The sequence below is a fragment of the Virgibacillus salinus genome (genome assembly GCF_900102415.1).
GTDB lineage: Bacteria > Bacillota > Bacilli > Bacillales > Amphibacillaceae > Lentibacillus > Lentibacillus subterraneus.
In genome coordinates, this window is record NZ_FNKD01000001.1 from 938,585 (window position 1) to 964,490 (window position 25,906).

The 25,906-nt window shown below is 41.4% G+C and carries 21 protein-coding genes; 16 read left to right on the plus strand and 5 right to left on the minus strand.

Annotated elements, in window-relative coordinates; translation table 11 throughout:
• Window positions 1-32 precede the first annotated feature (32 nt).
• The 12 genes from BLS02_RS04435 to BLS02_RS04490 all read left to right on the plus strand — a co-directional run bounded on the left by BLS02_RS04435 (window position 33) and on the right by BLS02_RS04490 (window position 15,785).
• Window positions 33-1,205 (plus strand): CdaR family transcriptional regulator, encoded by a 1,173-nt coding sequence (locus BLS02_RS04435; protein ID WP_092491745.1) that lies wholly within the window; start codon window positions 33-35, stop codon window positions 1,203-1,205.
• A 68-nt stretch (window positions 1,206-1,273) separates the two neighbouring features.
• Window positions 1,274-2,203 (plus strand): ornithine cyclodeaminase family protein, encoded by a 930-nt coding sequence (locus BLS02_RS04440; protein ID WP_092491746.1) that lies wholly within the window; start codon window positions 1,274-1,276, stop codon window positions 2,201-2,203.
• A gap of 362 nt (window positions 2,204-2,565) precedes the next feature.
• A complete protein-coding gene (ilvD, locus tag BLS02_RS04445; RefSeq protein ID WP_092491747.1) occupies window positions 2,566-4,245 on the plus strand; it encodes a dihydroxy-acid dehydratase in 1,680 nt (559 codons plus the stop codon).
• A 954-nt stretch (window positions 4,246-5,199) separates the two neighbouring features.
• Window positions 5,200-6,921: a biosynthetic-type acetolactate synthase large subunit gene (ilvB, locus tag BLS02_RS04450; RefSeq protein ID WP_092491748.1), complete on the plus strand. Its 1,722-nt coding sequence runs from the start codon at window positions 5,200-5,202 to the stop codon at window positions 6,919-6,921.
• Entirely contained in the window at window positions 6,918-7,436 is a 519-nt protein-coding gene (ilvN, locus tag BLS02_RS04455) for an acetolactate synthase small subunit (protein ID WP_092491749.1), read from the plus strand. The genes ilvB and ilvN overlap by 4 nt, the downstream gene beginning before the upstream one ends.
• Window positions 7,437-7,476: 40 nt before the next feature.
• Window positions 7,477-8,520, plus strand: coding sequence for a ketol-acid reductoisomerase (gene ilvC / locus BLS02_RS04460; RefSeq protein WP_092491750.1), 1,044 nt, complete (start codon window positions 7,477-7,479; stop codon window positions 8,518-8,520).
• Window positions 8,507-10,063, plus strand: a complete 1,557-nt coding sequence (locus BLS02_RS04465) for a 2-isopropylmalate synthase (RefSeq protein WP_092491751.1) — start codon at window positions 8,507-8,509, stop codon at window positions 10,061-10,063. The genes ilvC and BLS02_RS04465 overlap by 14 nt, the downstream gene beginning before the upstream one ends.
• Window positions 10,064-11,170 carry a 3-isopropylmalate dehydrogenase gene (gene leuB, locus BLS02_RS04470; RefSeq protein ID WP_092491752.1) on the plus strand — a complete coding sequence of 369 codons (1,107 nt, stop codon included), beginning with the start codon at window positions 10,064-10,066 and terminating at the stop codon, window positions 11,168-11,170.
• A 20-nt stretch (window positions 11,171-11,190) separates the two neighbouring features.
• On the plus strand, window positions 11,191-12,597 hold the full coding sequence (leuC, locus tag BLS02_RS04475) for a 3-isopropylmalate dehydratase large subunit (protein WP_092491753.1): 1,407 nt from the start codon (window positions 11,191-11,193) through the stop codon (window positions 12,595-12,597).
• A gap of 13 nt (window positions 12,598-12,610) precedes the next feature.
• Window positions 12,611-13,186: a 3-isopropylmalate dehydratase small subunit gene (gene leuD, locus BLS02_RS04480; protein ID WP_092491754.1), complete on the plus strand. Its 576-nt coding sequence runs from the start codon at window positions 12,611-12,613 to the stop codon at window positions 13,184-13,186.
• Between the two features lie 334 nt (window positions 13,187-13,520).
• Window positions 13,521-14,528 carry a threonine ammonia-lyase gene (gene ilvA, locus BLS02_RS04485; protein WP_092491755.1) on the plus strand — a complete coding sequence of 336 codons (1,008 nt, stop codon included), beginning with the start codon at window positions 13,521-13,523 and terminating at the stop codon, window positions 14,526-14,528.
• 78 nt (window positions 14,529-14,606) lie between these two features.
• Entirely contained in the window at window positions 14,607-15,785 is a 1,179-nt protein-coding gene (locus BLS02_RS04490; RefSeq protein ID WP_092491756.1) for a pyridoxal phosphate-dependent aminotransferase, read from the plus strand.
• 105 nt (window positions 15,786-15,890) lie between these two features.
• Here BLS02_RS04490 and BLS02_RS04495 read toward each other — a convergent pair whose 3' ends face one another.
• Entirely contained in the window at window positions 15,891-16,946 is a 1,056-nt protein-coding gene (locus BLS02_RS04495; protein WP_092491757.1) for a dipeptidase, read from the minus strand.
• A 798-nt stretch (window positions 16,947-17,744) separates the two neighbouring features.
• Here BLS02_RS04495 and dapG point away from each other — a divergent pair.
• The 4 genes from dapG to thrB are packed head-to-tail and all read left to right on the plus strand — an operon-like array spanning window position 17,745 to window position 22,220.
• Window positions 17,745-18,947: an aspartate kinase gene (gene dapG, locus BLS02_RS04500; protein ID WP_092491758.1), complete on the plus strand. Its 1,203-nt coding sequence runs from the start codon at window positions 17,745-17,747 to the stop codon at window positions 18,945-18,947.
• Window positions 18,948-18,962: 15 nt separating this feature from the next.
• Window positions 18,963-20,273 carry a homoserine dehydrogenase gene (locus BLS02_RS04505; RefSeq protein WP_092491759.1) on the plus strand — a complete coding sequence of 437 codons (1,311 nt, stop codon included), beginning with the start codon at window positions 18,963-18,965 and terminating at the stop codon, window positions 20,271-20,273.
• Complete coding sequence (gene thrC, locus BLS02_RS04510; RefSeq protein WP_092491760.1) at window positions 20,270-21,343, plus strand: threonine synthase; 1,074 nt, start codon at window positions 20,270-20,272, stop codon at window positions 21,341-21,343. The genes BLS02_RS04505 and thrC overlap by 4 nt, the downstream gene beginning before the upstream one ends.
• Complete coding sequence (gene thrB / locus BLS02_RS04515; protein ID WP_092491761.1) at window positions 21,330-22,220, plus strand: homoserine kinase; 891 nt, start codon at window positions 21,330-21,332, stop codon at window positions 22,218-22,220. Before thrC ends, thrB begins: the two co-directional genes overlap by 14 nt.
• Before the next feature lie 51 nt (window positions 22,221-22,271).
• Here the strand turns inward: thrB and BLS02_RS04520 are convergent, their stop codons facing one another.
• From BLS02_RS04520 to BLS02_RS04535, 4 genes are all read right to left on the minus strand, one after another.
• Entirely contained in the window at window positions 22,272-22,718 is a 447-nt protein-coding gene (locus tag BLS02_RS04520) for a flavodoxin domain-containing protein (protein ID WP_092491762.1), read from the minus strand.
• A gap of 70 nt (window positions 22,719-22,788) precedes the next feature.
• Window positions 22,789-23,202 carry a hypothetical protein gene (locus tag BLS02_RS04525; protein ID WP_092491763.1) on the minus strand — a complete coding sequence of 138 codons (414 nt, stop codon included), beginning with the start codon at window positions 23,200-23,202 and terminating at the stop codon, window positions 22,789-22,791.
• Window positions 23,203-23,335: 133 nt separating this feature from the next.
• Window positions 23,336-24,160 carry a phosphosulfolactate synthase gene (locus tag BLS02_RS04530; RefSeq protein WP_092491764.1) on the minus strand — a complete coding sequence of 275 codons (825 nt, stop codon included), beginning with the start codon at window positions 24,158-24,160 and terminating at the stop codon, window positions 23,336-23,338.
• A complete protein-coding gene (locus tag BLS02_RS04535) occupies window positions 24,157-25,551 on the minus strand; it encodes an MmgE/PrpD family protein (RefSeq protein ID WP_254788719.1) in 1,395 nt (464 codons plus the stop codon). The genes BLS02_RS04530 and BLS02_RS04535 overlap by 4 nt, the downstream gene beginning before the upstream one ends.
• Window positions 25,552-25,906 lie beyond the last annotated feature (355 nt).

Below are 25,906 nucleotides of genomic sequence, written 5' to 3' on the forward strand. Positions count from 1 at the left end.
AGTGAACAGGTTATGTGAGGGAGGAAACTGTGATGGAAGGCTTTGTACAATTTGCACAAAATACAGTGAAAACGGTTTCAGAAATATTGCCATTTCCAATTAGTGTAAGTGATGAACAAGGTTATATAATCGGAGATACAAATCCTTTGCGAATTGGAACGATACATACACCCTCAATTGAGGTTATCAAAGCTAATAAAGTCATTTTATTTACTGAAGAAAAAACAATCCATATGGATAATGTATTGCCAGGAGTTGCTGTTCCTCTTAATTTTGAAAACAAGCCTGTTGGTGTCCTTGGTATTATTGGAAATCCGCAAGAAGTTGAATCCTATGCGTATCTGGTGAAGAAATATGTGGAGATGATGTGGCAGGAAACACTCCATGTTCAAATTGAGAATTTGGAAGCTATGACATTGGAATCGTTTGTCCAGTATATTCTATTAAATGAACCTATTAATCATGAACAAATCAGTCATTATTGTGAGTTGCTTCATATTGAACCAAATTGGAAGCGTACTTGTATTGTAATAGATATCGGTGACTATTTATTGAAGAATATGCAAGATAAACATGGACATATCCCGCCAGAGCGCATGAAAAAAACAATACTGGACTGTATTGTTCGCGCATTTAGCGGGAATCAACAAGATATATGTGCGTTCTTAAACACTGAGAGAATTGTATTTTTAAAGTGTACTAATAGTGAAGAAGATTTTCAGAAGTTTATGAATGACTTTAGGAATTGCAGCATTCATTTGTTGGAAATGTTTCAGGTATATAAACTCAGTGATGTAATTATTGCCTCGGGAAATATCTGCTCGTCGCTGGACCATGTAGCTCAATCATATTGGGAAGCAGATTCGCTTATAAAATTCTCGCATGAATCCATGATCACACCAAAAATTTATTCTTATTTCGATTGGGATATATTAATTGAGATGCTTCCACATCAGCTGGGTTTAAACATGCAAAAGATACTTGTTCAACGCTTGAAACCACTTATAAACGATGATGCATTTTCACAGCTAAAACATGATTTCATCACTTACTGCAATAACAATATGAATATAAGTAAAGCAGCTGAAGATTTATTTATCCATCGCAACACGTTAATCTATCGTCTGAAAAAAATTAATAATATTACAGGCCTCGACACAAGCTGTTTCGAACATTGCACACTACTGTATTTTGTGCTGAAATAGGATGGTTGTTTACATATTATGTTAAGATAAAATACATAATTTTATGAAAATAAAGGAGGACGTATGGCATGTTATCAAGTAAAGAAATAAACAAAGCGATATCGATGAGGGAAGTAATAAGTTCTATCGAAGACTATTACCTGCAGGATAAGTCTAGTAATGAGATAACTCCTGATCGCATGCATATTGATGATGAGGATAACACAGCGTTATTAATGCCGGCATTTTATGGGGATTACTATTCAACAAAATTAGTAGGTGTTGCACCCAACAATACGAAGCTGGATAAGCCGACGATACATGGGTTAATGGTGCTTTATAATCGTAAAACACTTGAACCTCTTATGACGTTTGATGCAATGCCAATAACTGCATTACGTACTGGGGCACTTGGTGGACTTGGGATGAAATATCTATCAGATCAGCATGCCTCCTCGATTGGAATTATTGGCACGGGTACCCAAGGATGGAGTCATTTGCAATCAGCATGCGCTGTGAGAACAATTGAAACAGTATATGTCTATAATCGCAGTAGCAAAAAATTAAATGATTTTATTTCAAAAGCAGAAAAAGAGTTCCCTGATTTAACTGTACAGGAGGCTGGATTGGCCGAACTAATCATAAATTCAGATATTGTTATTACTACGACAACATCCAAAACACCGGTCTTGCCTAATATGGAGCCATCGGTTTGGAAGGGGAAACTAGTTGTGGCAGTTGGATCTTTTAAGCCTTCCATGCAGGAACTTCCTGATTCTTTTCTATCAGCAGTAGATGAGTTTTATGTTGATGCATCTAGTGCATTCCACGAGTCGGGGGATATGATTCGAGCGAAACAATTTGGAGCAAATGAAAGCAGTACAATGTCATTAGAAGAAATGATTAAGGAACGACATAGGCCGAACGATATTTCGGACAAAACTTTATTGTTTAAGTCTGTTGGTATAGGTATTTTTGATTTGATTACGGCTAAAGTCATCTATGAAAAAAACAGCTAATACAAAATTATTTTAAGTTACCAAAATTAAGGGTAGGATAGCATATCTAGCAGTATTACTTTGTAGCAGTCAGTTAAGAAATACTTTCCAACTGCCTAGGTGAACTAACTCACTCGCCATTATGGCCTTACACTTCAAGTATAAGGGGTCCTAAGAAAGCAAAATACGCTTTCATAAAAATTTCTTTAAAGAATGTCAAGTTTTCTAAGCAATTTAGCACTATTCTATCATTTTCATATTAAGTCTTCCTCTCTATCTTTGCATCATTATTCTAAAAAATACCTTTTCATTTTCAGCTGTTAGTGGTAGAATTTTATATTAAATTATTAGAATAGTTTTACAAAAGAAAGGTGGGGCTTGTTATGGGAAAAGACTTACGGATAAAGAGTAATGTTTTCAGTGATAGTTTTTTGAGAGCACCGAACCGTGCGATGCTTCGTGCAGTTGGTGTTACGGATGATGATTTTAAAAAGCCAATGATTGGTGTTGCAAGTACGTGGAGTGAGGTAACGCCCTGTAACATCCACCTGAACGATTTGGCGATGAGTTCCAAGAAAGGTGCTAAAGAAGCTGGCGGTGTTCCACTTATGTTTAACACGATAACTGTTTCTGATGGTATTTCCATGGGTACGAGTGGTATGCGTTATTCACTTCCAAGCCGGGATCTTATTGCAGATTCTATTGAAACGGTGACTGGTGCAGAAAGCTTAGATGGACTTGTGGCAATTGGTGCCTGTGATAAAAATATTCCCGGTTGTATGATTGGGATTGCTAATAGCGAGGTACCGTCTGTTTTCGTATATGGCGGAACAATTTCCCCTGGTTCCCACGGTGGAAAAGATATTGATATTGTGTCGGTGTTTGAAGGAGTTGGTAAACACAGCAACGGTGACATTGATGATCAGGAATTAAAAGCGATTGAATGTAATGCATGTCCTGGTGCCGGTGCCTGTGGTGGGATGTATACGGCGAACACGATGGCGTCAGCTGTGGAAGCAATGGGCATGAGTTTGCCTGGTAGTTCGTCGAATCCTGCTGAATCAAAGGAAAAAGCAGCTGATTGCGCTGCTGCAGGTGAAGCTGTGTATCATTTACTGGAAAAAGGTATTTATCCAAAAGATATTATGACTAAAAAAGCATTTGAGAATGCAATAACGGTAGTGATGGCATTGGGCGGATCGACAAATGCGGTCCTTCATTTGCTGGCGATGGCCCATGCGATTGATGTTGATCTGACCATTGATGACTTTAACAGGATGCAACCGAAAGTACCGCACCTTGCTGATATGAAGCCAAGTGGCAAATATGTGATGCAGGATCTACATAATGCAGGTGGTGTGCAGGCAGTCATGAAGCTTCTTTATGAAGAAGGGTATTTGCACGGGGATTGTTTGACGGTAACTGGAAAAACAGTTGCCGAGAATTTAGCTGAGGCACCTCCATTGCAGGATGATCAGAAAGTAATTATGCCATTTGATAACCCTAAGCGTGCGGATGGTCCATTGATTGTTCTGAAAGGTAATTTAGCCCCACGCGGCGCAGTAGCGAAAGTTTCCGGTGTGAAAGTCAGTCGTCATACTGGTCCGGCACGTGTGTTTAATACGGAGAACGAGGCTTCGGCGGCAATTAGTGAGAATAAGATTGCTGAGGGTGATGTGGTAGTCATCCGCTATGTCGGTCCAAAAGGTGGCCCCGGTATGCCTGAGATGCTGTCAATCTCAAGTTTGCTTGTTGGTAAGGGACTTGGTGAAAAAGTGGCATTGTTGACGGACGGCAGATTTTCCGGTGGTACACATGGTCTTGTAGTAGGTCATATTGCACCAGAAGCACAGGATGGCGGTCCAGTAGCGCTTTTACAAGAAAATGATCTTGTTACGATTGATTCGGAGCAAAAGGAAATTTCTTTTGAGATTTCTGAAGATGAATTACAGCGCCGCAGAGATGAATGGACGGCTCCACCTATGTATAAAAAAGGTGTCTTAGGTAAATATGCTCATACGGTTTCTTGTTCTTCAAAAGGAGCAGTGACTGATTTTAAATAGTTTTTTGATGCCCCGGATAATACCGGGGTTATTTTTTGGTGGTTAAGAATCTATAGAACTTCGATCGGATATGTTTATCAACCGGAAATTGGATATATCAACCGAAAAGGAAGGGTATCGACTTGAAATTTGCCTTATCAACCTGAAACCGGATATATCAACCAGATGTATGGTTTATCAACGGTAATGGAAGGATATCGACTTGAAATTTAGTTTATCAACTGGAAAATGAATATATCGACCTAAATGTGAACTTCAACCGGATATCTGAACTTCATCCCAATATCGAGAACTTCAACCAGATATCAAAAAACTTCAACCTTATAGCGGACAAATCTCCCCTTTTACACTGTAATGTAAATGTAATATATGCACGAAATTCTTATCGCAATCATAATGTAAACGCATTCAAACTATTTGACTAATCAAAAGTATCAAAAAATTTTCAAAAAGTGGTTGACCTTTGCTGTGAAACGGTATAATATTATCGACAATATCAAATTTTCAGATACAAATAATATCATCAACTCGATGATGGGAATAAAGGAACATGGCCCATGTTTTTACAGAGATCCGGGGTTGCTGTAAGCCCGGAATTACATGTTGTTCTGACATCGTCCCTGAGTGCAGAATTGAAAGGGTTGCAAATAAAGCTCCCAATTAGATTCTGTCAGGTATACACGGGTATACCTGTTATCAAAAAAAGCTGTTTGTCAGCTTAGTGAGGCAGGATTCGTGAGGATGCTGTAAACTTGGGTGGTACCGTGAAAAGAGACTCTTTTCTCCCCATTCATTCTGCTTATTGGCAGGTGTGTGGGGAAAGAAGGGTCTTTTTTTTTATAAGCAATTTTAGAAAGTATAAAAAGCTTTCTTATGCATAATTGCAACTAAGGCTTGCTAAATTGGCGATAAGCCAAGTTTTCTAAAAAATTAATTTTAAGGAGGCATGCAATAGTGAAAGTGGAGGCGAAACCTGAAATGGTAAGTGTAACAGAAAAGATGACCGGTGCTGATGTGTTGATGAATGCTCTTGTAGAGGCTGGTGCCGATACAATTTTCGGTTATCCAGGCGGGGCGGTACTCCCAATTTATGATGCGTTGTATCGAAGTCAAGCATCTTTTCAGCATGTGCTGTCACGGCATGAACAGGGGTCGGTTCATGCGGCTGAAGGGTATGCAAGGGTTACGGGTAAACCAGGCGTTGTGATGGCGACATCTGGACCGGGAGCAACGAACCTGATAACAGGTATTACCGACGCGATGATGGATTCGTTACCGCTAGTCGTATTTACCGGGCAGGTAGCAAGTGGTGTAATTGGAACGGATGCTTTTCAGGAGTCGGATGTGCTGGGGATTACGACTCCAATTACCAAATACAATTATCAAGTAAAACGTGTATCTGAAATACCCAGGATCGTGAAAGAAGCTTTTTATATTGCTGCTTCAGGAAGACCAGGACCTGTTGTGATTGATATACCTAAAGATGTATCAGCAGCTGTAACGACAGAGACATTTTCCAGTGATTTTCATTTACCTGGATATCAGCCAACCAAAAAGCCTAACCCGTTACAAATTGTTAAACTAGCTGACGCTCTAAGCCGTGCGGAAAAACCGGTTATTCTCGCTGGAGCGGGTGTTCAATTTGCAAATGCGTCGGAGAACTTAAAGCAGTTTGCGGAGAAACATCAGCTACCGGTAGTAACAACATTACTTGGTCTAGGAACTTATCCGGGATCAGAGAAGTTATCACTTGGAATGGGCGGAATGCATGGAACTTACGCGGCGAATATGGCGATTTATGAAAGTGACTTATTAATTAATATTGGTGCAAGGTTTGATGATCGCTTGACCGGAAACTTAAAACATTTTGCGCCGAATGCGAAGGTTGCACATATTGATATTGACCCTGCTGAGATCGGCAAGAATATTAAGACGGAAATTCCTGTTGTTGCTGATGCGGATGAAGCGTTGAAGATGTTACTGGAAAAGGCTGTTCCGGCTATGCATCATGAACCTTGGCTGAAAAAGCTGCAAGTAAATAAAACAGATTATCCTTTGTGGTATGAACAGTCGGATAAAGAAATATCGCCACAATGGCTGATAGAACAGGTTTATAAACAATCGTCAGGAAAAGCAATTGTTACGACTGACGTCGGACAGCATCAAATGTGGGCAGCGCAATTTTATAAAATGGAAAAACCAAATCGTTGGGTGACATCAGGAGGTCTCGGAACAATGGGATTCGGATTTCCCGCTGCAATTGGTGCACAACTTGGAGCGCCTAAGGATCTTGTTGTTGCGTTAGTAGGTGACGGAGGCTTTCAGATGACTTTTCAGGAACTTTCTGTAGTTAAGGAACGAAACCTACCTGTTAAAGTAATCATTGTTAATAATGAGGCGCTCGGAATGGTAAGGCAGTGGCAGGAAAGTTTTTATGAGGAACGTTACTCTGAATCAGTTTTTTCATCAAATCCTGATTTTGTGAAACTAGCTGAAAGTTACGGGATCCGTGGGATGAAGATCGACAAGGAAGCGGATGTAACAGAAAGATTGCAGGAAGTTTTTGCATATGATGGTCCGGTTGTTGTTGATTGCCGAGTTGTTCAATTATCAAATGTGTATCCGATGATTGCCCCAGGAAAAGGAATTCACGAAATGGTAGGGGTGACAAAATGAGACGAATTATAAGTGCAACAGTTCAAAATCGAGGAGGCGTACTAAATCGAGTAACCGGGATGATGCATAAGCGGCAATTTAACATCGAAAGTATTTCAGTTGGTGCATCCGAAACAGAAGGCATATCGAAAATGACCTTTGTTGTCGAGGTAGGTGATCATCAGAAACTGGAGCAGCTGACCAAACAGCTCAACAAACAAATTGATGTATTGAAAGTATCGGATATTACAGAAAAGGCGATTGTTGCAAGGGAACTAGCATTGATAAAGGTGAAAGGGAGCGGCCAATTGCGTGCAGAAATTCAAGGAGTAATTACTCCGTTTCGGGCATCCATCATTGACGTTTCCCGGGAAAGCCTGACGATTCAGGTCACCGGTAAACCTGATAAGGTTGAAGCGTTAATTTCATTATTAAGGCCATACGGAATTAAAGAGCTTTCCAAAACTGGTGTAACTGCATTCCTAAGAGGGCAGCAGCCCCAGCAGGTAACCGAAATCAATTCGTTTCCAGTGTAAAGAATGTTAAATTAAAAAAACTTTGAGGAGGATGTTTCAGATGGCAAAAGTATATTATGAAAAAGAAATCGATAAGCAGGTATTGCAGGAAAAGAAAATCGCGGTGGTAGGTTACGGATCACAAGGGCATGCACATGCATTAAACCTTAGAGAGAGCGGGTATGACGTTGTAGTTGGTCTAAGGCCAGGAAAATCGCAGCAAAAAGCAGAGGAAGACGGCTTTAAGGTCTATTCTGTTGCTGATGCTGTTAAGGTTGCTGATGTTGTTATGGTGCTGCTGCCGGATGAACATCAGACAGAGGTTTACGAAGCAAGCATTAAGCCAAACTTGCAGTCGGGTAATGCAATGGCGTTCGCGCACGGGTTTAACATTCATTTTAATCAAATTGTTCCACCTTCAGATGTTGATGTCTTCCTTGTTGCTCCAAAAGGTCCAGGACATCTGGTTCGCCGGACTTACGAGGGAGGTGCTGGAGTCCCAGCATTGTATGGTGTTTTCCAGGATGTTACCGGCAATGCCAAGCAACTGTCACTTGCCTATTCTCAAGGAATTGGCGCAGCAAGAGCGGGTGTTCTTGAAACGTCATTTCAGGAAGAGACGGAGACAGATTTGTTTGGTGAGCAAGCAGTACTTTGCGGTGGACTTACAAATTTAATAAAAGCTGGGTTTGAGACATTGACTGAAGCAGGGTATCAGCCTGAAGTAGCCTATTTTGAATGTATGCATGAAGTGAAACTGATTGTAGATCTGCTTTATGAAGGTGGACTTGAAAATATGCGTTATTCAGTTTCTGATACCGCGCAATGGGGTGATTTTGTTTCAGGACCACGAGTCATCAACGATGAAACAAAAGCCCGCATGAAAGAAGTGCTTTCTGAAGTTCAATCAGGTGAATTCGCGAAAGGCTGGATTTTGGAAAATAAGGCAAACCGTCCTCAATTCTATGCAATCAATGCCTTGGAAAACCAGCATCCGATTGAAAAAGTTGGAAAGGAGCTCCGTGATTTAATGCCTTTTGTAAAACAGCCATTACAAGCAACAAAAGAAAAGCAAAAGGATGTGAATGTGCATGTCACAAATTAAAATTTTTGATACGACTTTGAGAGACGGTGAACAATCACCGGGAGTAAATTTAAATAAACTTGAGAAGCTGGAAATCGCCAGACAGCTTGAGAAATTGGGTGTTGACCGGATGGAGGCAGGTTTTCCTGCTTCTTCCCAGGGTGACTTTGAAGCAGTAAAAGCAATTGCTGAAACCATCAAAGGAACATCGGTTACGGGACTTGCAAGGGCAGTGAAATCAGATGTCGACACGGCATGGGATGCGCTGAAATATGCAGAAGAACCGTGCCTTCATATCTTTTTGGCAACTTCACCGATTCATATGACATATAAGCTGAAACAAACACCTGAGCAAGTGATTGAAACAGCGGTAGATATCGTCGCATATGCAAGGCAAAAGTTCCCGCAAGTGGAGTGGTCAGCTGAAGATGCTTCGCGGTCAGACTGGAATTTCCTTGCACAGATAATTGAGCAAGTGATTGATGCTGGTGCCACAGTGATTAATTTACCAGATACTGTCGGTTACACGACTCCAAAAGAATATGGGGAGCTATTTCAATTTATTAAAGAAACAGTACCTAATATTGATCAGGTAGATTTATCCTGTCACTGCCATAATGATTTGGGTATGGCGGTTGCCAATTCGATTGCTGCTGTGGAAAACGGTGCTACTCAGGTAGAAGGAACGATAAATGGTATTGGAGAACGTGCTGGTAATGCATCATTAGAAGAATTGGCTGTAGCATTCGAAATTCGCTCTGATCAATATCCTTATACAACTGGACTGAAATTGAACGAGATAAAGCGTACGAGTGACCTTATTGCGAAGTTATCTGGAATGTTTGTCCAGGCAAATAAGGCTGTTGTTGGCCGTAATGCATTTTCACATGAAGCTGGTATCCATCAGGATGGCGTTCTAAAAAACAAGGAAACATACGAAATTATTACACCAGAAATGGTTGGAGTTCAGTCAAATACACTATTTCTTGGAAAACATTCCGGGCGTCATGCGTTCCAGGATAAAGTTAAGTCACTGGGGTTTGAGCTAGCTGAGGAAAATTTGAAAAAGGCATTCTATCAATTTAAACAACTAACTGATCGTAAGAAAGAAGTAACGGACGATGATATTTTTACAATTTTGATGGAAATACAGACAGATCAATCTGGTGCAGCTAAGTATCTAATGGAAATGTTCCAGGTGCAATATGGTACAGCGAATATTCCTACAGCGACAGTATCCTTGACTACTCCTGACGGGAATAAGGTTCAGAATGCTCGTACAGGTCAGGGAAGTGTTGAAGCACTATATAACACATTGGATAGCTTAATCGAACAGGAATTGCAATTAGTTGATTATCAACTGAACTCAGTTGGACGCGGAAAAGATGCACTTGCTGAATCACATGTACAGCTTTTGGTAAATGGAGAATCAATGAATGGACGTGGAACAGCACAGGATGTTGTTGAGGCGTCGGCAAATGCTTTTTTAAATGCTGTGAACCGCTACATGATTCAATATCATATATCAAAGCCGAAAGAAGAGGCTGTTAAAGGAGGATATTAAATGAAAAAACAGGTTGTTTTGCTGCCAGGAGATGGTATTGGTAAAGAAGTGATGGAGTCAGCGAAGTTAGTACTGAATACGGTTGCTACAGAATACGGCCACCGTTTTGCTTTTCATGAACATGCCATAGGTGGAGATGCGATTGACCGCTATGGCAACCCGCTGCCGGATGATACGTTGAAGGCTTGCCAGCAGGCTGAAGCTGTATTACTAGGGTCTGTTGGGGGAAAGAAGTGGGATAATCTCCCGGCAAACAAGCGGCCTGAAAAAGGATTACTTGGAATTAGGAAACAATTGGGTCTGTTTGCGAATTTGCGGCCAATCAAGAGTTTTCCGGCATTAGAACATGTTTCTCCACTGAAGCAAGAAGTTATCAGTGGAAGTGACATTTTAATCATTCGTGAATTAACAGGTGGTCTATATTTTGGGCAGCCTAGTGAACGGCGAGAAAATGGGCAGGCGGCTGTTGATACTCTTTATTATCAGCGCTATGAAATTGAACGGATTGTGGATAAAGCATTCCAAAGTGCACGAAAACGACGAAAGCATTTAACTTCAGTGGATAAAGCAAATGTGCTGGAATCAAGCCGTCTTTGGCGGGAAGTTGTCGAGGAAAAGCGACAGCAGTATCCAGATGTAACGGTGGACCATCTGCTTGTTGACGCTGCTGCAATGAAGCTTGTTACTAGTCCTGATCAGTTTGACGTTATGGTTACGGAGAATTTATTTGGCGATATTTTAAGTGATGAGGCATCCGTTTTAACAGGTTCGCTTGGAATGCTGCCGTCCGCAAGTGTACGTTCAGACGGTGTCGGTCTTTACGAGCCAGTTCATGGTTCTGCGCCTGATATTGCAGGACGTGGAATGGCCAATCCAATTGGGATGATTCTGTCAGCGGCTATGATGCTTCGCCATTCTTTTAACATGGAAGAGGAGGCTGCTGAGATTGAATCAGCAGTAAATGATACGTTAAATGAAGGCTATCATACAGCTGATTTGAATAGAGAAGGCGGAAAACTTGTTGGTACCGCCGAGATGACAGAGGCAGTTATAGAAAATATCACGACTAAAAGCGTTTCAGACAGTATTTGCAGTTCATATTTTTAAAGAGAGAGGAGGTATTCCTAATGGGGAAGCCCGAAACGATTGTAGAAAAAATTTGGAATAAGCATGTTGTCCATGATGAAGAAGGAAAACCGAGTCTTATGTATATTGATCTGCACCTTGTTCATGAAGTTACGTCACCACAGGCATTTGAAGGATTACGGCTGACTGATCGCAAAGTACGTCGGCCGGACCTGACTTATGCAACGATGGACCATAATGTTCCAACGAAAAACCGTGATGTAATAAAGGATGAAATTTCGGTAAAACAGATGGAAAGGTTGAAAAAGAACTGCATGGACTTTGGTATTACTCTTGCAGATATGTATCATCCTGATCAGGGGATTGTTCATGTGATTGGTCCGGAACTTGGGTTGACACAGCCGGGAAAAACGATTGTTTGCGGAGATAGTCATACCTCTACACATGGCGCTTTTGGTTCATTGGCCTTTGGAATTGGAACAAGTGAAGTTGAGCATGTTTTGGCGACGCAAACATTGTGGCAGGAAAAACCAAAGACGCTAAATGTCCATGTGGATGGAGATCTTGGTCCAGGTGTGACAGCGAAGGATTTAATACTAGCTATTATCGGGAAATATGGCGTTAGGTTTGGCACAGGATACGTAATTGAGTATACCGGAGATGCGATTCGGAATTTGTCTATGGAAGGTCGGATGACTGTTTGCAATATGTCGATTGAAGCTGGTGCAAGAGCTGGCTTGATCAGTCCGGATGAAAAAACTGTTGAATTCCTGCGCGGCCGGGCACATGTGCCTGAAGGTGAGGAATTTGATCAGCTTACTGGTGAATGGCTGAAGCTCGCTACTGATGAAGGTGCAGTTTATGATGAGACCGTAACAATTAAGGCAGCTGAAGTTGAACCGCAAGTAACATGGGGAACAAATCCTGGTATGTGTGTACCTGTAAATGGTTCCACTCCGTCAGTAAATGATGCAGAGTATAAAGAGGACTTGGAACGAGCGTTGGAATATATGGGATTAAAGGAAAATCAGCCAATTACCTCAATTGAAATTGACCATGTGTTCATCGGTTCCTGTACCAATTCACGATTGGGTGATTTGAAAAAAGCTGCATCAGTTATTCAAGGTAGAAAAGTGAATCCAAAAGTTAGAGCGATTGTTGTTCCAGGATCATTTAAAGTGAAATGGCAAGCGGAAGAAGAGGGACTTGATCTTATTTTCAAAGAAGCTGGGTTTGAATGGCGAGAGGCTGGCTGCAGTATGTGTCTAGCTATGAATGATGACATTGTTCCTCCTGGTGGAAGGTGTGCCTCAACGTCGAACCGCAACTTTGAGGGGCGGCAAGGAAATGGTGCCAGAACTCATCTGGTTAGCCCGGAAATGGCGACTGTTGCTGCGATTGAAGGTCATTTTGTGGATGTACGTCAATATGCAGGGGCACTGCAATAGGAGGTGAGTGGTTATGGAAGCAATTCAAAAGCATACTGGAAAAGTATTTCCATTAAATCGTACAAATGTTGATACAGATCAGATTATCCCAAAGCAGTTTTTGAAACGTGTCGAACGAACCGGATTCGGACAATTTCTCTTTTATCACTGGCGGTTTGATGATAATGGCAAGCAACGGTATGACTTTATTTTGAATCAAAATGCATATGCGGATGCCTCTATCTTATTGGGCGGTGAAAATTTTGGGTGCGGATCATCACGTGAACATGCACCGTGGGCGTTGCTGGATTATGGGTTTCGGGTAATTATCGCCCCTAGTTTTGCCGATATTTTTTATAATAACGCCTTGAAGAATGGGATTATTCCAGTGCAGATGGATGAAAAACAAGTAAGTGAATGGATGAAACAAGCGGAAGAATCAGCACTTTATTTGCAAGTGGATTTGGAAAATCAGCAGATTGTTGATGATAAACGAACAGTTCCATTTTCGATTGATAACTACCATAAAGAAAAGCTGTTAAATGGCTGGGACGATATCGCTCTTACGTTGCATCATGAAGCTAAAATCACTGCGTTTGAGGGCAGATAGTGAATAACTGCTATTTTAGTTAGGCTGGTTTTATATAAACTGTGATGTAGAAAGATAATTTAAGTGCTGTGACACCGCTACGGAAATACATTCCGCTTTCCGCGGGTAACGCTTCAGCTTCCTCGGAAGCAAAAACCGCTTCCTGCGGGATCTTCAGCTGTTGCTATTCCCGCAGGAGTCTCCATGTATTTCCTCCGCTGGTTTTTGCACACTTTAGCAGGGGGAACTCTGTGAGACTCTTGTGGGGAAGATATTTCGAAAGCGAAGACATGGTGCTTGTAGGGATGTCTAGTATATTTCTATTAGGCATTAAACAGCAAAAAACAGTTTTATAATAAAAAGGAGTGTAAACCTTGGGAATTTCTTAACTGGCGAAACGGTTTACAATGCATGGAAGCGGCTCGAGCCTTTTGTCCATCGCACACCGTTACTAACCTCGTCTACCACCAATCAAATGGTCGGGAAAAACGTGTATTTTAAAATGGAAAATCAGCAGAAAACAGGTGCGTTCAAATTTAGAGGAGCAACCTTTAAACTAATGCAGCTTCCAAAGGAACAGTTACAAAATGGCGTGGTTACTGCATCAGCAGGGAATCATGCACAAGGTGTAGCTTATGCAGGAGCTAAATTGGGAGTGAAGACGACGATATTTATGGCAGAAGGAACGCCGCTTGCAAAAATCAATGCCACTAAGGCATATGGAGCAGAGGTTGTTCTTATTGGTGAATCATTCCAAGAGGCATTTGAGGCTTCATTAGAAAGAAAAGCAGAAACTGGAGCAGCGTATATACATCCATTTGATGATTATGACGTTATGGCAGGGCAAGGGACTATTGCGATGGAAATGTTGCGTCAGGAAGACAGGATTGACACGATTTTGGTACCAATTGGTGGTGGCGGATTAATTAGCGGCATCGCGACAGCTGCAAAACATATCAATCGCAATATCAGAGTGATCGGTGTCCAGGCAAATGGAGCTGCTGCCATGCATAAAAGTTTTCATCGTAACGTGAATGAAAAACTTACATCTGTTAAAACAATAGCAGAGGGTATTGCAGTGAAACAGCCAGGGAAAAATACATTACCGGTTATCCGAAAGTATGTCGATGATATTGTAACAGTGTGCGATGAGGAAATTGCCTCAGCAATTGTTTATATGCTTGAACGTAATAAAACGTTAATGGAAGGGGCAGGTGCTGCGTCACTTGCAGCACTGTTTAAATATCATGACAGAATTCGCTCCAGAAATTGTGGAGTGATTGTTAGTGGCGGTAACTTGGATATTGGGATGCTTCCGATGATTCAAAAATTAGCGGGAGAACAAAGGATATTTGCATCGTAAATTTATTGTGGGCTCCCTTTACAATCCCGGGAAACATCGTTACGATAAAACTTAATCTGGGATTGGGGAGTGGTTCGTGTGAGAAAATTTGAGCAATCAGATATGCTGAGGCGGTTGCCTGAACAGTTTTTTGCGAAGCTGGTTAAGAAGACGCAATCTATGAAAGAAAAGGGTCATGATGTTATAGTTCTTGGACAGGGAAACCCGGACCTGCCGACACCTGAGCATATAGTGAAGGCACTGCAGGAGGGTGCAGAAAAACCGAGAAATCATAAGTATACACCGTTTCAAGGGTTCCAGTATTTAAAAGACTCTGTAGCAGACTTTTACCAAAGGGAGTACGGTGTAACGATAGATCCGAAAACAGAAGTAGCTATTTTGTTTGGGGCAAAAACAGGGCTTGTGGAATTGAGTCAGTGTTTGTTGAACCCCGGTGATTTGGCATTGCTGCCTGACCCGGGATATCCGGATTACATGTCAGGCACGGCAATGGCTGATGCTGAAACAGCGTTTATGCCACTGCTTAGGAAGAACGGATTTTTGCCTGATTACAGTGAGATAAGTGAGGAAGAACTTGAACGGGCGAAGCTGATGTTTTTAAACTACCCGAACAATCCGACTGCAGCAACCGCAAGTAAAGAGTTTTTTGATGAAACGATTGAACTAGCGAATAAGCATGATTTTTGTGTTGTGCATGATTTTGCCTATGCGACAATTGGATTTGAAGAGGAAAAGCCAGTTAGTTTTCTGCAATCAGCTGGTGCAAAAGATGTCGGGGTCGAGATCTATACGTTATCAAAAGCCTATAGTATGGCTGGATGGCGAGTTGCTTTTGCTGTAGGAAATCCTTCTGTTATTGAGAGCATTAACCTTGTGCAGGATCACATGTATGTCAGTTTGTTTGGAGCAGTACAGGAAGCTGCTGCAGAAGCGTTGACTGGTGATCAGACCGCAGCGCAATACTTGGTTGATACATATGCAAATCGTCGGGAGCGATTCATTGCTGCATTGGATAGAATCGGCTGGGAAGCGGACGCGCCAAAGGGTACGTTCTTTGCCTGGCTACCTGTCCCGACTGGTTATACTTCAGAAGAATTTGCTGATTTATTGCTGGAAAAAGCACATGTGGTTGTTGCTCCTGGAAATGGTTTTGGGTCAAATGGGGAAGGCTATGTTCGTGTTGGTCTGCTTGATTCCGAAGCACGACTGGAGGAAGCGGTAGAGCGTATTGGTAGATTAGGGATATTTAATAAGTAAGATAGAAAGCAGCCGTTATTACATGACGGCTGCTTTGTATTGGTAGATATTTATGTTGTTCGACAAAGTTTGACAAAAATCGGGAAGTGACAGGCACTGCACCACCTATTTCCACGTTTCACTCAGTACCCTGATCCAGTTTCCGTGGGTGATTTTTCGTAATTCATCATCGTTAAATCCGTGTGCTTGTAGTCGTGCAACAAGTTTGGGTAAACCAGTAACGTCTTTGAGTTCGTCTGGTACGGTTGTACCATCAAAATCAGACCCGAGAGCGACATGGTCTATACCGAACTTGTCAGCTATATAGCTGACATGGCGAACAATTAAATCCAGCGAAATATCCGTATCAGTTCCACCGTCTTCACGAAGCATGTTCACCGCATAATTGATACCAACTACACCATTTGATTGTGCAACAGCTTCTAACTGCTTGTCTGTCAGATTACGTGATATTGGACAAAGTGCATGTACATTAGAATGAGTTGCTACGATAGGTGCATCTGTAATTTGCGCAACATCCCAGAATCCCTTTTCATTCAAGTGTGTCGTGTCGACCATGATGCCTAGTTTATTACATTCACGAACAAGCAGCTTGCCGGTCTCAGTAAGTCCAGACCCAATATCAGGGGATGATGGGTAGCGGAAGGGAACACCTTCACCATAGACGTTTGGTCTGCTCCATACGATTCCAAGTGAACGCAGTCCAGCTTTATATAAAACGTGCAGTGTATCAAAATTTGTATCAATGGCTGCAGCGCCTTCTATATGAAGCACAGCAGCCATGACGTCGTTTTTAAGACAATGTGCCAGTTCAGTTGCATTGCGAACTACCTTAAATTTTCCATCTGATTCGTTTTCGAGTCGAAACAAGCCAGCAGCAAACGTATTTGTGTTGGCCAATGCTTTTTTATGTTTAATTGGTGGTGGAAGTGGTATATCGTATCCATCTGATGTTACATGGTCTTCAGGATTAACTTCATAGCCGTCATTAGGTGTCCATACTGCAAAAAAACCACCACCGAAATTGCCTTTTTTGGCTCGGGGAAAATCAATATGTCCTATGTCGCTCTCTTTGAAAAATGATCGTTCTTTCGCTTCTTCAGGTAAATGAAGACTCAAAAGTGTATCGTTATGCCCATCGAAAATTGGGAAGTTGCTCATTATGTGGGAACCTCCTAGTGTGATATTTTTCTAAATTAGTATACCATTATCCTTACATTAAAATATACCAAACCCGCAACAATGTGACTGAATTAATATGTGGTGCCTGTCACTTCCTGGGTTTCTTTGCTGCAGCACATTAGCAGTGTAATAATATTGTAATATTGTGTAGCTTTCCTTATGCCACAGACATTGCAACCGCATACAATTACAATTTATTAGAAAAGATATTAAAAAATTAGAAAAAGCTGTTGACCAACTGCGTAAAACGTTATATGATTATCGGCAATATCAAATATTCAATAAATGAAATACACATCTTATAAAAGAATAAAATTAACTCATTGACGAGAACGAAGGAACATGTGATTTGTATTAACAGAGATCTGGGGTTGCTGGAAGCCTGGAAATACAAGTGTTCTGAAACCATCTCCGAGTGCTAAGTTGAACGGGTTATCTTATTAGACTTGGCCAGGTGCAATCAAATGCACCTGTTATCAAAACGGGCTGTTCGACAGCTTCACAAGGTAGTAGTCGCGAGATTGCTATAAACCTGGGTGGAACCGTGAAAAGTAGACTCTTTTCTCCCCATTAATTCTGAACTTATGCAGGATTATGGGAAGAGAAGGGTCTTTTTTATTTAGCAGTTAAGAAAGTATAAATTCTTTCTTACTGCATAAGCGCAACTAAGGCTTATCTATATTAAGGCTTGGCGAATGCCAAGTTTTCTAATATCCTAGCAGGCTCCATTGAAATTATGGAGAGGACAGAACCGGAAAAAATTTAGGGAGGGTCGAGATGACAGTTTTAGTTCAGAAATTTGGAGGTACCTCATTACAATCAGAAGAGAGCATTTCTAAAGTTATTTCGCATATTAAATATGCAGTTGAAAGGCAGTATAAGTTGGTTGTGGTTGTGTCAGCATTGGGGCGCCAGCCTGACACTTATGCAACAGATACATTGCTAAATCTTGTTGACTGGTCGGTACCTTTTCACAATGAACGTGAAATGGATTTGTTGATGTCGTGCGGAGAAACAATTGCAAGTATTGTTTTATCAAATGAACTGCAAAAAAATCATATTAATTCTACTGCACTCACTGGCGGTCAGGCTGGAATCATGACAACAGCAGAATTTACACAAGCGGAGATTAAGAATGTGGATACAACCCGCCTGGAAAAAGAGCTAAATAACTTCGATGTAGTAGTTGTTGCGGGTTTTCAGGGGCAAACAACTGATGGAGAGATTACGACGATTGGCAGAGGTGGAAGTGACACGACTGCAGCAGCATTAGGAGTGGCCCTAAATGCGGAAAAAATTGAAATCTTTACGGATGTCAACGGGATTATGACTGCAGATCCGAGAATAGTCAAGTCGGCAAGGCAGTTAAAACGTGCGACCTACTCGGATAGCTGTAACTTGGCAAATCAAGGCGCGAAAGTGATTCATCCAAGTGCTGTTGAGATTGCCAGAGTGGCGAATGTACCACTACATGTACGTTCTACTTATGAGACAAAAAATGGAACGCTGATCACAGATTTTGGTCCTGAACAATCAATTACTGGTATTGCTCATAAGTCGGCGTTAACCCATTTTAAGATTGAAAAGAAAGAGCATCGCGATCAAATTTTTAAGAAGTTATCAGATACAGGGATTCAAGTTGACTTTTCAGCTATATCCTCAACTGGATTACTTTTCACAATTCCAAAGGCTAATACACAAACAGCAATAGGTCTCATTAAGGACCTGGGTTGCAAACCGCCACAGGTAATCGAAAATTGTGCAAAGGTGTCTGTAGTTGGGAATGATCTTTTAAGCGGTCCAATTGCTTCTAAAATTGCAGATGAACTGAATGAAAAAGATATTCAAATTTTGCAATCAGCTGACAGTCATACAACTATAGGTGTATTAATACACGAGATGGATCTAGTCAGGGCAGTGAATTTGCTGCATGATACGCTTCAATTAAGTCAACCGTTAGAATCAGGTGTAACAAATTAAAAATGAGGTGAGATTATGGAAAAAAATATATCTGTAGGACTTTTAGGTTTAGGAACAGTTGGCTCTGGTGTGGTGCAAATTGTTGAAGGACATCAGGAAGAACTTGTCCATCAGCTGGGGTGCGGGGTCACTATCAAAAGTATTTTGGTTTGTGACGTAGAGAAGGATCGTGATGTACAAGTAAATCCTGCAACTCTCACGACAAACCCAGAAGCAGTGTTGGCTGATCCTGAAATTGACATCATTATTGAAGTCATGGGTGGTATTGATGAAGCGCGTGAACATATTTTAAGAGCATTTAAAGCCAAAAAGCACGTAGTAACTGCAAATAAAGATTTAATGGCATTACACGGTCCAGAGCTGCAATATGCGGCAAAACAAAACGGATGTGACTTGTTCTATGAAGCCAGTGTAGCAGGGGGGATCCCTATTATAGGCGGTATAGTTGATGGACTCGCATCAGACCGAATCGAAAAAGTGATGGGAATTGTAAATGGGACTACAAATTATATTCTAACGAAAATGGATGATGAAGGAGTAGCCTATGAAGATGCATTAAAAGAAGCTCAGGAGCTAGGCTTTGCTGAGGCTGATCCTACAGGGGATGTAGGTGGATTGGATGCCGCCAGAAAAATGGCGATCCTTGCCAGACTTGCTTTTTCAACATCCGTAGATCTAGCGGATGTAGAGGTTGATGGGATAGATGGTCTGGCCTTAGAGGACCTCCAGTTTGGGAGGCAGCTTGGCCTTAAAATGAAGCTGATCGGCTTTGCAGATTTTCAGGATAAGCAGATTGAAGTAAGTGTACAGCCAACATTTTTGCCTGAGAACCATCCACTGGCAGCAGTGAAAAATGAGTACAATGCGGTTTATGTTAACGGAAAAGCTGTTGGCGAGACAATGTTTTACGGGCCTGGGGCAGGAAGCTTACCGACTGCTACAGCTGTAATGTCTGATGTTACTGCAGTCATTAAAAATATGCTGCTGGGTGTAACTGGACAACAGGTTGTTACACCTCGTTATGACAAGGTGCTAAAATCACCTGAACAGCGCTTTGGACAGTATTATTTTAGAATACATGTGCAGGATCGGAGCGGAACATTTACGGAAATCTCATCCTTGTTTAATGAATTAGATATAAGTTTTGAACGGATTTTGCAGGATCCAATCAAAAATGATAAGGAAAATGGACTTGCTGAGGTTATCGTAGTTACACATCAAACAACTTTGGAAAAAATCAATCAAGCGCTGGAAAAATTAGCGAAGGTCGATGTTGTCGAGGAAGTGAAAAGCTATTTCCGCATTGAAGGAGGCTATGACCAATGAGCTGGCAAGGAATAATTGATCATTACCAAAGCTATTTACCTGTAACCAAAAAAACACCTGCCTTGTCACTTCATGAAGGCAATACACCCTTAATACATTTTCCACACCTATCAGAGTTATTGGGTGTGGAACTGTATGGCAAAGTGGAAGGAGCAAATCCTACTGGCTCATTTAAAGACCGCGGAATGGTGATGGCTGTTGCAAAGGCAGTTGAAGAAGGAAGTAAATCCGTTATTTGTGCTTCAACCGGTAATACATCAGCCTCAGCAGCAGCATATGCTGCAAGAGCAGGTCTGCGCGCAATTATCGTGATTCCTAAGGGAAAAGTAGCACTTGGAAAACTTGCACAGGCCAAAATGTATGGTGCTGAGATTGTTGAAATCGACGGCAACTTTGATGATGCGTTAAAAATGGTGCGTAAACTAAGTGAAAATGCACCGGTTACACTTGTGAATTCGGTGAACCCCTATCGTCTTGAAGGACAAAAGACAGCTGCATTTGAGGTTTGTGAACAGCTTGGCGAGGCACCTGATATCCTTGCAGTTCCTGTCGGCAACGCCGGGAATATTAGTGCCTATTGGAAAGGATTTAAAGAATATAACAGAGAAAAGCAAACAGCTCTTCCGAGAATGTTTGGATTTGAAGCTGAGGGAGCCGCAGCTATTGTGAAAAATAAAATCATCCCTAATCCAGAGACAGTTGCAACAGCAATTCGTATTGGCAATCCAGCAAGCTGGGACATGGCGATAGCTGCAAGAGATGAATCTGGTGGAAAAATTGGTATGGTAACAGATGATGAAATAAAAAAAGCCTTTCAACTCCTGGCAAAAAAGGAAGGGATTTTTGCAGAGCCTGGATCCTGTGCATCGATTGCGGGAGTTATTCAGCAGTGTAAGGAAGGGGCTATTAAACAAGGCAGCAAGGTTGCAGCTGTGCTAACTGGTAACGGTCTGAAGGATCCACAAACAGCGATTGAACAGGTAACAGTCGATCCTGTGTCACTTCCAAATGATGAAGAAAAAGTTACGGCTTATATCACAGATATGGTGACAGAACTTGAAACAGTTTAAGATTTCTATTCCAGCAAGTTCAGCAAATATAGGACCAGGATTCGATTCAGCAGGTCTTGCATTAAACCGTTTTTTGACATTGGATGTAACAGAACAGGAGGAATGGGAGTTTGAGCACAAATCCCATTTTCTGCCTTCTTTCACAGACTATGCGGATCACTTCATCTATAAAATTGCCAAGCAAACAGCAGATCGCCATCAAAAAACATTACCAGGTTGTAAAGTGACTGTAGCTAGTGAAATTCCGTTAGCACGGGGACTCGGAAGCAGTGCATCTGCGGTACTGGCTGGGATTGAATTAGCCAATCAGTTATGTGGTCTGTCTTTAACAGGTGAACAAAAGCTGCAATATGGGACCGATATCGAAGGACATCCGGACAATATCGCAGCTTCCCTATTTGGAGGGGTCGTCGTTACTGCTACAACGCAGAATAATCAAGTTGAATATGTCCGGCTGACTTCACTTGATTTAGATGTTGTTGTCTGCATACCTGATAGTGAACTGAAGACTGAAACCGCGCGAAGTGTACTTCCAGCTAACTTTTCCAGAAAAAATGCCACTAGTGCAAGTGCAATTACCAACGTAATGATTGCCGCTCTACTGTCTGGCGATTATCATGTTGCCGGTAAGATGATGGAGAATGATCTGTTTCATGAGCCTTATCGGGCAGAACTCATTCCGAACTACGAAAATATAAGGCGAAAAGCAAAAGCCAAGGGTGCGTATGGAACAGTGATAAGCGGAGCGGGGCCAACTATGATTTCCTTTGTTCCTAAAGGAAAGGGAGCTTATATTCGGGAACAGATGGAAGCAGGACTAACAGGTTACACGATTGCCGGTTTACAAATTGATCAAACAGGCTTACAGGTTAACTGAGTTTGAAAGATATACTTAAAGCCCTTAGATAATAACTAAGGGCTTATGTAATTACTTCTTTATTTCTTTTAAAAATTCATCGGCAAAACGTTGGCAATGCTTGATGTCATCAGGATCGGGTTCAAGCTCAATTTTTAATTTTTCCTCAAAGACGGTTGCATTTTGTTTTTCTGCTTTTATAGCCATTGTATCAAGTGCGGGACCATATATATCGTAATAGGAATCACATGAGCCAAATACACCCACGAGTTTTCCCGTTAAATCAACTTCATCCATATCATCATGAAATCCTTCTACTTCAAATGGGATATCGTCATCCCATGAATAAGAGCCAATCAATATTCCATCAAAATTCTTCAATTCCTTTGCATCAATTGGATCGAAGTCAAACGTTTTGACGACAACATCATGATCATCTTTAATATGTTCGACGATACTTTCTGCCATTATTTCTGTGCTGCCAGTCAAGCTTGCATATATAACTAAAATCCTAGCCATTAGAGGTCATCTCCTTTTTATCTGTTTCTAACTGTATTATACGTCCTAATGAGAATTACTTTCAATTAATTCATTCCAGTGATTTATAATAGTCGGTTACAAAGCTATGTTTGATTTCTCCGTTTTTTACCTCAAAAACCTCCTGGCTGATCATTACTTTGTCCTCAAATGAAACAATAAAGTCCACTTTCCCATCTTCATACAGATAAATCATACTCGCTGTCATAGGTAAATAGGCTGGTTCATTCCCTCTGATTATTTTATAATTAAACCGGTCGATGAACTGAATAAACTCCTGGATCTTGTCTTCTTCAGTTGTACTATTATAGCTGCTATCAGATGGAGGAGATAACGTAATTTTAGTAATAGATTTGGGATTCACCTTTAATGTTTCCGAAAGGTGTAGCGTGCTGCCTTCAAATTGCATGGCAAAAGTAGTTAATAGGGTCATTACAATTATGATGATAAATGCAGTTATCTTCATACTGTCCAATTCCCGCTATATTTTTATTACTTAAATTAATTATAAGGCAGTTTATGATTTTATTAATTGTCGCAGGTCAAGTTTTGTAATAAATATAGCCGGGTTAGTGTGCCCGGCTATATTTTTTAAATTATTATTCACCCAGCGTAACTACGCGACCCCATAAATCCTTTGTTCCCCAGGTGCCACGGCGTAATGTTTCAAGCTGAACAATCTGGCTGTGGTCAACGAAGACGTTAATTTCCGGGCCGTAGTTTTTGATATACCATTCAAATACATCCGGATCGGCTGCCTCGAACATAACTTTCTCAGTACCAAGTTCACGTGCGAACTGAGTTGCAACCTCGGTACGCCATGTGTGAACACTTTCCGTAATACCTTCTGATTCAATCATTAGCATATAAGCTCCGGCGTCTAAGCATCTCTTGCCGACTTCGATAGCCTGTGCTGGATCAGTAATGCCTTCAGCTTCATTTTGTTCAACAGTATTTGTACCACCTGCACCGAATTGTACGCCGATTTCTGGTTTGGCGAGTAAGCCGGCGTTTTGTACCTTTTCAACCAGACGGACAATATCATCGGTTGGCATGGTAATGAAGCCTGTGGAAATTTCGATAATGTCAAAGCCGACACGTTTACACTCACTTATATAGTGATCAATTGCTTCAGGACCTTGTGTTACAACTGTTTCCATGAACCCACCAGTCGATACTTTTACATCATAATCGTGTGCTAGGTCGATTAATTCACGAAGTTTATCCTCGGGGTATAATGTGAAAGCCCCGCCAGCAAATTTTAATGAATCAACATAATCACCCATTGTTTCTAAAATATCCTGGAGATAATTTTTGCCCATAACGGAATAGTATGGTCCGCGAATTTCGGTTATTCCACGTGTACGTGGTTTTTCCTGACGGCTGTTCATGCGAATTCCTTGAAATGCTTTTTGATTACTCATAATGATTCATCCTCCTTGATTTTAATTTGACCAAGTAATGCAGTTAGTTCACTAATTTTTACGTTTTCAAGATTTCTTATTGTATTGGAGATTTCGGCAGCCAAATTGCTGTCAATCTTTTGAGTCAATCCATTATATTTTCCCATTAGTACTTCCCAGCTGGCGGGTTGTGTTTTGAAGCCTTGATAGTCACGCTTTTCAATGTCAAAAATACGGCCATCATTTGTTTCGATTTCAATCCTGCATGCCATTTCGTCTGGAAAACGATCACTAAATTCATCGCTTGGCTCAACATGCACTTTTTGCAGGAGTTGCTGGATATCGTCTTGATTTATGCGGTCCGGTTCGTATTGTTCGGGCATGACGTTACCATCCAGATATGCAGCAGACAACATATATGGTAAGGAGTGATCAGCTTCTTCTTTATAGCGGATTATTTTTTTACTGCCTTCTTCTCCGCCACCGATAATGTTGTAGGCAACATCAAAGGTGGTAAGTCGAATTTCTTTTATATCATGCGCTTTGATATTTTCACGGTCACGCAGTTCGAGAATTCCTTCAATTGATGACTGTGAATGTATTTCTGCATTATAGCGTTTTATGATTGTATCGGTCACGCGTTCAAGATCTTCTTTTGCCCAATCTATTTCAAATTGACCAGTGATTGAATCCATCAATCCTTTATTGCCTTCGAAAACCTCGCGGGGACCTGTGATGTCATAGTTTGCAAGCAATGTTGCGTGAACTGCTCCCATAGCAGTGTTTGGATAGGCGAGACCTTTCCAGTTCGAAAGTTCGCCGGTTCTTGTTACGCGCAGTGAATTGTAGCCTGTACCTGCAATCGCAATGGCGTTTGCAATCTGTTTACTGCTAAGCCCCATAGCTCGCGCGGCTCCAGCTGCTGCGCCATACTCACCCTGAACGGTATGATCAAACCCGTGATTTCTTACTGGTGCGACATCCGACAGACGGCATTGAACCTGATAGGCAATGGCCAGTGCTGTTAGAAAGTCACGTCCGTCGGCATTAGCATATTCTGCAGCTGCCAGGACTGGTGCTATATTATCTGATGGATGACCGGTCTCATCCTTTGCTAAATAAGAGTCGTTGAAATCCAGATAGCGGATTGTAGCCCCGTTATGGAAAGTTGCATAATCAGGGGTCGTTTTTCCGCCACCGATTAATGTGACGAGTGGTTCTCCACCCAGATCTTCTGTCATTTTGCGAATCGCTTTAACAGGTTCTCCCTCAAGAGACCCTATTGCACAGCCAATCGAGTCAAGCATGCGCCCTTTAAGAGCAGCAATTGCTTCTTCAGAAAGGTCATCCCATTTAATGTCATTTGTCCAATCTGCAAGCTGTTCAACCATTGTACTTTCTTGCATTGACATGTGAGTCACCTCCAAATATTTTGATGGAAATGAATAGTTCTGTGGCCACAAAGGCGGTATCGTGAAGCAAGAGATGTTTTCCCTTCCTTCACTTACTATAGTATGCTTGTTAGTGATAAAAATAAATTATTTAAACTTAAAAAAGTGATATCAAAAACTTATACCTATTGATAAGTTAAAGTTGTTGGGTGAGAGTTTCGTTGGTGCCTGTCACTCCCCGGTTTTTGTCAATATATGTCGAAGCGCAAATTTGGTTGGTTTTCTATTTTGATAGTGGATGTTAGCTCTATTTTGCTGGGATTTACGAGTGAATTGCATTATTTCATGACTCTGCTGGTTGAAATCTTAATTTTAG